Annotated in this window: 3 protein-coding genes; 1 reads left to right on the top strand and 2 read right to left on the bottom strand. The window is 71.9% G+C overall.

Annotated elements, in window-relative coordinates; translation table 11 throughout:
* On the bottom strand, positions 1 to 7,269 hold a 7,269-nt coding region (locus F3J14_RS30780; RefSeq protein ID WP_166726137.1), incomplete at its 3' end, for a non-ribosomal peptide synthetase.
* 272 nt (positions 7,270 to 7,541) lie between these two features.
* Here F3J14_RS30780 and F3J14_RS30775 point away from each other — a divergent pair.
* Positions 7,542 to 9,287 carry a cyclic peptide export ABC transporter gene (locus F3J14_RS30775; protein ID WP_166726136.1) on the top strand — a complete coding sequence of 582 codons (1,746 nt, stop codon included), beginning with the start codon at positions 7,542 to 7,544 and terminating at the stop codon, positions 9,285 to 9,287.
* A 223-nt stretch (positions 9,288 to 9,510) separates the two neighbouring features.
* On the opposite strand, the gene F3J14_RS30770 is transcribed toward F3J14_RS30775, so the two are convergent.
* On the bottom strand, positions 9,511 to 10,425 hold the full coding sequence (locus tag F3J14_RS30770) for an iron-siderophore ABC transporter substrate-binding protein (RefSeq protein WP_247682316.1): 915 nt from the start codon (positions 10,423 to 10,425) through the stop codon (positions 9,511 to 9,513).
* Positions 10,426 to 10,453: the final 28 nt, after the last annotated feature.

Raw genomic sequence — 10,453 nt, 5'->3', positions numbered from 1 at the left:
GACGGTCGCGCCGAACGCGACGGCCGGCTGGTGCGTCATGCGCTGCAGCGCGAGCGCCCACGCGCCCTGCACCAGCGTGTTGACGGTCAGCTTCAGCGCACGCGCCGTTTGTGCGACACGCGTCATCCCATCCGCGTCGATCGTCGCGCGCCACGTGACCATCTCGGCGTCGGCGCGATCGGCCACGCGTTCGGCGATCAGCGTCGGCGCGTCGAGCCGCGCGAGCCGGTCGGTCCAGAAGCGTTCGTCCGCGGCGCGATCGCGGCTGCCGAGCCACGCGATGAAGTCGCGATAGCGCAGCGCCGGGCGGCTCGCGAACGGCGACACCGCATCGGGGTCGCGATAGTCGCGCAGCACGTCCGCAAGCAGCCGCGCGGTGCTCCAGCCGTCGAGCAGCAGGTGGTGACGCGTCCAGACGACGCGCCACGCGTCGTCCGTCACGCGGATCAGCGTGAGCCGCATCAGCGGCGGCTCGCGCCAGTCGAAGCCGCGGGCGCGGTCGGCCGCGAGCCACGCGTCGAAATCGGCGTCGAGCGTGTCGCCGCGCATGCGCCAGTCGAGTTGCTCGACCGGCATTTGTGCATGGCGATGCACGCATTGCAGCGGCGCGGCCTCGTCGGGCATCACGCTGGTGCGCAGGATGTCGTGGCGCGCGACGGAGGCGCCGAACGCGGCCGCAAGCCGGTCGGCGTCGAGCGCCGTCGCGGTCGCGACGAGCTGGTTCACGTAGCTGGCGTGACCGGGCGCGAACAGCGCATGGAACAGGATCCCCTGCTGCATCGGCGACAGCGGATACACGTCGTCGATCGTGCGCCAGTCGAGCGGCGTGCGTTCGATCGCGGCCTGCGTGAGGCCGGCAGCCTGCGCGAGCGGGAAATCGCCCGGCGTCGCGCCGCCGCCGCGATGCGCGACCCGCGACGCGCAGGCATCGGCGAGTTCGCGCAGTGCGGCCGCAAAGCGCGCCGCGAATGCGTCGATCGTCGCGCGCTCGAACTGCGGCGCGCCGTAGACCCAGTGAACCTTCAGCGTGCGTGCGCCGTCACGGTCGGAATCGAGGTACGCATGGATCGCGAGCGTGTTGCCGAGCGGCCCTTGGCGATCGCGCTCGATGCCGGTGCCGCCGAAGCGCGGCACGAGCGTCGCGTCGCGCGGCGCGTCGAACTGGCCGAGATAGTTGAACGTGACGCGCGGACGCGGCACGGCGGCCAGCGCCGCACGCGTCTCCGCATCGCCGTAGTGCGCGAGCACGCCGAAGCCGAGCCCCTTGTGCGGCACCGCGCGCAACGCATCCTTGACTGCGCACAGCGTGTCGCGCGCGGTGGCTTCGACCGGCAGCGTCACCGGATAGTGGCTCGTCAGCCAGCCGATCGTGCGGCTCGCGTCCGCATCGTCGAACAACGCCTCGCGGCCATGTCCTTCGAGTTCGACGCGGCACGACGCGGCGCCGCCGGCACCGGCCAGCGCCAGGGCGAGCGCCGCGCCCAGCAGTTCGATCGTCTGCGTGCGATACGCGGCGTGGGCGTCGGTCAGCGCGGCGCGGGTCAATGCCGCGTCGATCGTCTGCACGACCACGGCCGCATCGGCGTTCGTCGCCGGTGCGTCGGGATGATCGGGCACGAGGTCGTCGCCCTGGGCCATGCCGGCCCAGTATGCGGTTTCAGCGGCGAACGGCGATCCGGGCTGCGTCGCGGCACGCGCCAGGCGGGCGGCCCATGCATCCGCGCGCAGGCCCGGCTGCGACAGGCGAGCCGGCACGCCCTCGCATGCGGCGCGATACGCGGCGTCCAGGTCGTCGAGCAGGATGCGCCACGACACGCCGTCGACGATCGCATGGTGGATCGCCAGATACAGCTGCGTCGAACCGTCCGGCAGCTGCGCCGCGCACGCGCAGGCAAGCGGCCCGCGGCCGAGATCGAGGCGGCACTGCAATGCGTCGAAGCGCGCCAGTGCGTCGGCTTCGTCGCGGGCGGCGACTTCGACGAACGGCAGCGCGTCGTACGGCTTCGCCGCATCGCTCGCGTGCCACTTGCCGTCCGCGCCGCGCGCGAAGCGCTGACGAAATGCGTCGTGATGGGTAAGCAACGCATCGAACGCACGCGCGAAGGCATCGGCGTCGAACGGGCCGCGCACGTCGAACGCGACCGACTGGTTCCAGTGGCCCGGGTGCGGCACGTCGAGCGCGAAGAAGCGCTGCTGCGCGGGCGTCAGGACCGCCGCGGCAGCCGGTGCGGACTGCGCCGGCGTCGGCGTTGTCGTCATTGCAGCAGCGGCGTCCCCGGTCTTCGCGATACGTGCGAGTTCGGCGACCGTCGGGCCGTCGAACAACTGCTTCGGCGTGAAGCGCACGCCGCGCTTGCGGGCGCGCGCGATCACCTGCAGCACGAGGATCGAATCGCCGCCGAGTTCGAAGAAGTTGTCGTCGCGACCGACGTGCGGCGCCTTCAGCACCGCCTGCCAGACTTCGGCGAGCGCCGTTTCGACCGGGCCCCGCGGCGCGTCGCCGGAAGCCGTCGCCACCGGCGCGGCCGCCCGTTCGCGCAACGCCGCGCGATCGATCTTGCCGTTCGCGGTCACCGGCAGGCCGGCGAGCGCGACGAATTGCGCGGGCACCATGTAGTCGGGCAGCGTCGCGCCGAGCGACGCGCGCACGGCGGCCTCGTCGAATGCCGCGCCGTCGCGCATCACGACGAAGGTCGCGAGCCGCAGGCGGCCGTCGTGCTCGATCGCGAGCGTTTCGGCCTGCGCGATCGGGCCGGCCGCGCGCACCGCCGCGCTCACCTCGCCCGGCTCGACGCGATAGCCGCGAATCTTCACTTGATCGTCGATGCGGCCGAGGAACGCGAGACGGCCGTCCGTGCGCAGACGCACGCGGTCGCCGGTGCGATACAGACGCGCGCCAGGCGTGAACGGATCGGGCACGAAGCGCTCGGCGGTTTGCGCCGGCCGGTTCAGGTAGCCGCGCGCAACGCCCGGCCCGCCCAGATACAGCTCGCCCATCGCACCGGCCGGCACGCACGCGCCGAACGCATCCAGCACCAGCGCGCGCGCGTTCGGCAGCGGCACGCCGAGCGGCACGCCGCTCGCCGGATCGCGCGCATCGGCCGCGATCGACGCGGTGTCGCATGCAATCGCGCCGACGGTCGCTTCGGTCGGCCCGTAATGGTTGATCACGCGGCACGCCGGCGCGAGCGCGGCCAGGCGCGCGACGAGCGCCCACGTCAGCGTTTCGCCGCCGGTCACGAGCGCGTGGCGCGGCAGCACGTCGGCCGGCACGCGCGCGTCGAGCAGCGCCTGCAGATGGCTCGGCACGATCTTCAGCACGCCGACGTCGCGGCGGCGCATTTCCTGCGCGAACAGGTCCGGATCGAACGCGCACGCAGCCGGCAGCAGATGCAGCGTGCGGCCCGCGCACAGCGCACCGAACAGCGTTGTGTGGCCGAGGTCCGCGGCGACGGTCGACACCATCGCGAACGACGCGTCCGGCGCGAACGCGAGTTCGTCGAGCATCCCCTGCACGTAATCGGCCAGTGCGCCGTGCGACACGACGACGCCCTTCGGCGTGCCGGTCGAGCCCGACGTATAGATCAGATAGGCACCCTGTTCCGGATGCGGTGCGACGCGCACGCCGGCCGCATGGGCGAGCGTCGCGTCCTGCGCGAGCGTGTCGACGTCGAGCGGCTGGGCGTCGATACCGGCCGGCCACGCGGCCACATCCGCGACGAGCGCCCGGCGTGCGCCGCAATCGGCGGCTGCGGCCGCCAGGCGCGCGGCCGGCTGCGCCGGGTCGAGCAGCACGGCCAGCGCGCCGGCCTTCAGCGCGCCGAGCAGGCCGACGACGAAGCGGGCCGAACGCTCGATGCAGACGATGACGGGCGCTTCGGCCGTCACGCCCTGCAGCTTCAGTGCATGCGCGATGCGGTTCGACGCGTCGTCGAGTTCGGCGAACGTCAGCGACGCCGACGCATCGGCCAGCGCGATGCGATGCGGATAGGCGGCCGCCTGCCGCGCGAATGCGGCGACGATGTCGGCGTGTTCGATGCTCAGCGCGCGGCCGTCGCGCGGCTGGCGCGTCGCCGGCGACGCATCGCACGGCAGCGCGGCCGTCGCGCATTGCGGTTCATGTGCGGCGCACGCGAGCAGCGCCGCATAGCTATCGAGCCATGCGCGCGCGGTATCGGCGTCGATGCAGTCAGTCGCGTAGGCGGCGACGAGTTCGATCCCGTTCGCGTCGTCGGTGAAGTCCAGCGCGAAGTCGAAGCGCGCGGCGAGATCGGGGCCCGGCGTCGCAACCGCGGCCGCGCCCGGCAGCACGCTGTCGTGGCGCGCATCGAACTGCTGCGCGAATTTCACGCGAAGCCATTCGTCGCCGCGCTTGACGGGCGGCTTCACCGCATCGACGACGCGCTCGAACGGCACGTCCTGGTGCGCGACCGCGTCGAGCGCCGCCGTGCGTGCCGCGTCGACCAGCGCGCGGAACGGCAGCGTCGGCGCCACGCGCACGCGCAGCGCGACCGTATTCAGGAACAGGCCGAGCAGCGCGCGTGTCTCCGGGCGCTGACGATGCGCGACCGGCACGGCGACGACCACGTCCGTCTCGCCGGTCAGGCGCGACAGCCATGCGTCGAGCGCGGCCAGCAGCACCGTGAAGACCGTGGCCTGCGCGTCGCGCGCAAGACACCGCACGTCGGCCGCCACCGCGTCGGGCAGGCGGACCGACACGCGTGCACCCTGCAGCGTGCGCGTCGCGCCCGGCTGGCGATCGACCGGCAGCGCGAGCGGGCCCGGCACGTCGCGCAATGCGCCGCGCCAGTAGTCGAGCTGACGCTCGCCTTCGCCGCCGGCGAGCATGTCGCGCTGCCAGTCCGCGTAGTCGGCGTACTGGATCGGCAGCGCGGGCAACGACGGCTCGCGGCCTTGCGCGTATGCGCGGTACGCGGCCGACAGCTCGTCGAATGCGCAGCGCGAGCTCCAGCCGTCGGTGATCGCGTGGTGCGCGGTCAGCAGCAGCCGGTGGCGATCGTCGGCGAGCACGACGAGCGTCGCGCGCAGCAGCGGCCCGCGCGACAGGTCGAACGGCGCGCCCGCGTCGCGTTCGGCAATGCGGGCGGCTTCCGCGTCGCGTGCCGCCGGCGGTTGCTCGCGCAGGTCGAGCGTCGTGATCGCCACCGGCAGATGTGCATGGATGCGCTGCATCACGATGCCGTCGTCGTTGCCGACGAGCGTCGTGCGCCACGCGTCGTGCCGCCCGATCACGTGATCGAGTGCGCGCTGCAGTGCAACGCGGTCGAGCGCGCCGTCGATCGTCCAGTGCGCGGCGATGTGATAGGCAGCGCTTGCGTCGCGCGTCTGCGCGAGTACCCAGAAGCGTTGTTGCGCGAGCGATGCCGCGCGATCGACATGCGGCACATCCAGATCGGCCGGCGCACGGCGCGCGGCGATCGCGGCCAGCGGTTCGCCCGTTTCGCGTTCCGCGCGATCGACGTGCGCGGCGAGCTCGGCCAGCGCCGGATCGGCGAACAGCGAGTCGAGCCGCAGGTTCACGCGCAACGCGGCGCGGATCGCGGCCTGCAGTTGCATCGCGGCGAGCGAATCGGCGCCCAGTGCGAAGAAGTGGTCGTCGCGCGACGGCGTCGCATCGAGGCCGAGCAGCGTCTGCCAGAAGCCGGCGATCTGCGCTTCGGTCGGCGTGCGCGGTGCGTCGCCCGCCTGTTGTTCGGTGTCGCGCGCGGCGGCAATGCGCTCGCGCAGCGCGGCACGGTCGATCTTGCCGTTCAGCGTATACGGCAGCGCATCGCAGCGCACGAACCGGTGCGGCTGCCACGCGGCGGGCAACTGCGCACCCACGTGCGCCTTCAGCGCCGCATCGTCGGCGGCCGCGCGCAGCGCGACGCACGCGATCAGCCGCGTCGGCCCGTTGCCGGTTTCGGCGATCACGGCCGCGTCGGCCACCACCGGATGCGTGCGCAGGCACGCGGCGATTTCCGCGGGCTCCACGCGCACGCCGCGCACCTGGACCTGGTCGTCGAGACGGCCGAGATAATCGAATGCCCCGTCGGCGCGCAGGCGCGCGAGGTCGCCGGTGCGGTACACGCGCGCTCCGGGCTCGCCATGCGCATCGGGAACGAAGCGTTCGGCCGTCAGCGCCGGGCGGCCGTGATAGCCGCGCGCGATGCACACGCCGCCGAGGAGCAACTCGCCGCCCTCGCCCGACTCACCGGCCTCGTCGCCATCAATGCGCGCGACACGCGGACCGATCACGCGGCCGATCGGCAGCGACGCATACGCATCGTTGGCGGCCAGCTCGGGCGTGTCGCCCGGCTCGACCGGCCACAGCATCGGCGAGATCACGGCCTCGGTTGGCCCGTAACCGTTGATCAGGCGCACCGACGGGAAGGTGCGGCGCACGAATTCGAATGCCTGCTGCGGCAGCGCTTCGCCGCCGAACGCGAGCACGCGCAGGGCCGGCGGCACGCCGTCGCGCGCGGCGAGCGCCGCGAATTCGCGCAGGTAGGCCGGCGGAAACGCGGCGACGCTCACCGATTCGCGCACCATCAGCGCATGGGCGGCGTCCGGCGCGAACGGCTGCGGCGGCGCAATCGTCACGCTCGCGCCGACCGCGAGCGGCGCGAGCCAGCATTCGTGCGCGGCGTCGAAATTGACCGACGCGAAATGCAGCAGACGGTCGCCGCCTTCGATCGGCAGCGCGGCCGCGAGCGCGTCGCAATGCGCGGCGAGCGGCCCGTGCTCGACGACCACCGCCTTCGGCGTGCCGGTCGAGCCCGACGTATAGATCATGTAGGCGGCTGCGCGCAGATGCACCGGCACGTCTTCGTCGCCGGCGAACGCGGCGGCATCCGCGCCGTCACCGGTGGCCGACATCGCGTCGAACGCGTGTTCGAACGGCGCGCCGAGCGCCGCGCTGCCCGCCGCATCGACGATCCCGTGACGCAGCTGCGCATCGCGCACGATCCAGTCGAGGCGCGCGGCCGGATGACGCGGATCGAGCGGCACGAACACGCCGCCCGCCTTCAGCACGGCCAGCAGCGCGACGAACAGCTCGCACGAGCGTTCGACGCAGACGCCCACCCGCACTTCCGCGCCGACCCCGGCCGCGCGCAGTTGACGGGCCAGGTGCGACGCACGCGCGTCGAGCGCGCCGCGCGACAGGCGCAGGTCGTTCTGGAAAGGCGCGGCGAGCGCGGGCGCGTCGGGCGCACGGCGCGCCAGTTCGCGAATTCGGTGGTGCAACGCAGTCGGGAAACTCGTCATGTGCGTGAAGTCCTTCGGTCCGGCCGCTTCGGCCAAGTCTCGGGGCCGCAAGGGGCGGCTTCACTGGTGTGACGAACGGCGCGGCCGGTTTTTTACCGTTTTGCGTGCAAAGTCCGAATAGATGCATTTTTTGACGATGCGGCTAAATATTTGCGCGGCCCGTTCGTCTATCAGGAAGGAAAGCCGCAACCGGGCCCGGCCCGCGCGCTGCTTTCGCGTCAGTCTTGCCGTTTCCGCCTGGTTTGCTTGCCCTTCATTTACCGACGTTGCCGATGACAGCCGCCCACGAGCCTTCTTCCCCGCCGTCCCTCGACGCCTCCCCCGGCCGCCCCGCGGCCCGCCTGATCCTCGCGCTGCTGCGCGAAAGCCGCGCCTCGCTCACGCTGGCGCTCGTCGCCTGCGTGCTCAACGGCGTCGCGAGCGTGCTGCTCGTCGCGACGCTGAACCGCGCGCTCGCGCAGCCCGGCGCGGCCGATGCGTCGCTCGCGTGGCGCTTCGCGCTGTGCGCGGTGATCGCGCTCGTCACGCGCATCGTGTCGGGCACGCTGTTCGCCCGGCTGTCGCAGGACACGATGGCACGGCTGCGCGTGCATCTCGCGCGGCGCGTCGGCGCGGCCGAGCTGCGCGACATCGAGCGGATCGGCGCGGCGCCCGTGCAGTCGGTGCTGACCGACGACGCGACCAACGTGTCGATGCTGTTCTTCGCGCTGCCGAACCTGGTGATGCACGGCTCGATCGTGTTCGGCTGCCTCGGCTATCTCGCGTGGCTGTCGTGGCCCGTGTGCCTGCTCGCGCTGACCGCGATCATCGCGGGCTCGCTCGGCTATCACACCGGCGATCGCCGCGCGATCGCGTCGCTCGAAGCGGCCGGCCAGGCGCAGGACCGCCTGTTCGGCTATCTCGGCTCGCTGTTCTCCGGCGCGAAGGAGCTGAAGCTGCACGACGCGCGCGCACGCCAGTTCGTCGACGGCCAGCTGGGCGCCGCGATCGGCGAGGTGCGCGACCACCGCCGCCGCGCGTTCAGCGCGTATGCGGTCGGCGTGGGCTGGATCATCTTCCTGTTCTACGTGTTCCTCGGCGCGGCCGCGTTCTGGCCGCAGCTGGGCGTGCATGCCGATGCCGGTACGGCGGCCGGCTACGTCGTCGTGTTCCTGTTCATGCTGGTGCCGCTCGACGGGCTGCTTAACAACCTGCCGACCGTCAACGCGGCGCGCGTGTCGCTCGGGCGCATCGAAGGCGTGATGGCCGAGTTCGGCGCGCTGCGCACGGTGCCGCCCGCCAGCGACGCGCCCGACGTGCCGCCGGCCGGCGCCGTCACGCTGCGCGGCGTCACGCATGCGTACTTCCACGAGCGCGATGAGCGGATGTTCCGCATCGGGCCGATCGACCTGACGATCCGGCCGGGCGAGCTCGTGTTCATCGTCGGCGGCAACGGCAGCGGCAAGACGACGCTCGCGAAGGTGCTGACCGGGCTCTACGAGCCGGAGGAAGGCACGATCGAGGTCGACGGCCGCACGATCGGCTGGCGCGAGCGCGCCGCGTACCGGCAGCGCTTCAGCGCGGTGTTCAACGACTTCCACCTGTTCGATGCGCTGCTCGGCATCGTCGATCCGGACGATCCTGCGCGCACCCAGGCCGATGCGCGCGCGAACGCGCTGGTCGCGAAGCTCGCGCTCGATCACAAGGTGAAGGTCGTCGACGGCGCGTTCTCGAACCGCGCGCTGTCGACCGGGCAGCGCAAGCGGCTCGCGCTCGTCGTCGCGTATCTGGAAGACCGCCCGTTCTACCTGTTCGACGAATGGGCGGCCGACCAGGATCCGTCGTTCAAGGCCGTGTTCTACGAGCAGCTGTTGCCCGAGCTGCGCGCACGCGGCAAGGCCGTGATCGTGATCACGCACGACGACCGCTATTTCGATCTCGCCGATCGGCTGCTGAAGCTCGACAACGGTCAGATCGTCAGCGACACGACGCCCGCGCGTTCACGCGCACAAGCGGGTGTCGATGCGCTGAGCGCGTAAGCATGTTGTGAACACCGGCCGCCTGCGCGCAGCGATTGCGGCGCGCGGGCGGTGTCCGGTTCGAAGGATCGGGACGATTCGGAAGAGCCGGAAAAACATGTGGTGCGGCGTGCCCGCATACGCGTGACGCCACGGGAATGTTGCAGCCCGTTCGGGCGGGATGCGGACGGCAACGCGGTCCCCGACCACGCCGCCCCGCCCGCTCACGACGCGCTGCTGCCGTTCAACGCACGACGGCCGGCAGCTTCAGCATCGTATCGGTCATCACGTCGGCCAGCTTCAGCGCCGACATCGGCCCGCCGAACCCCCAGATATTGCGCTCGATGAGCGCGATCCGGTGGTCGCGCAGCGCGGGCACGAAACGCCACACTGGCGAATCGAGTTTCGACGACAGCGGCACGTCCATCCCCGTTGCGGTGACGAACAGCACGGAGAGATCGCGCTGCCGCAGCAAATCGGCGGACGTCACATAGAGCGTGCCTTCCCGCGTCGGCTTCCGCGGCCACGGGTCGAGCCCGAGCGCGCGCGCCAGCCCCGCCGACGTGCTGTTGCCCGTATAGGCCCAGTAGCGGTCGGGCAGACCGAGATCCTGCAGCAGTGCGATGCGTTCACCGCTGCGCCCGGCCGCGCTGAGTCGCGACGCATTGCGGGCGATTCCCGCGTCGAGTTGCGCGTCGACCGCTTTCGCGCGCGCGTCGCGCCCGGTGACGGCGCCGATCGTCCGGAAGATCTCCCGCATCCAGTCGAGCTGCGTGACGGGCACGCCGTCTTCCGACACGTTCGGGCTGAACTGGAACAGGATCGTCGGCGCGATCCGGTCGAGCGCGGCGAAGATCGGCGCATGCCGGAAGCCGACGCCGATGATGAGATCGGGCTTCACCGCGGCGATCGCCTCGAGCCCCGGCTCCTGGCGCGAGCCAATGTCGGTCACGTGCGCGAGCCGGTCGCTCCCGTAGCCGAGCCAGCCCGGATAGAACGCCGTATCGGCCATGCCGACCGGCACGAGGTCGAGCGCGATCACGCTTTCCGCGAACATGAAGTCGAGCGCGACCACGCGTTGCGGCCGCACGGGCATCGTCGCGCTCGCCTGCGATACGACGGGGTTGCCGGCGAGCGAGCGGCCCGGTGGCGAGGCCATGCTGCCCGGCCCGCCGTGCGTGTCGCCA

The sequence above is a fragment of the Burkholderia sp. Tr-862 genome, assembly GCF_011753085.1.
GTDB classification, from domain to species: Bacteria; Pseudomonadota; Gammaproteobacteria; order Burkholderiales; family Burkholderiaceae; genus Burkholderia; species Burkholderia ambifaria.
Note: the sequence above shows the minus strand (reverse complement) of the source record. Positions and strands in the feature narration are given on the sequence as shown.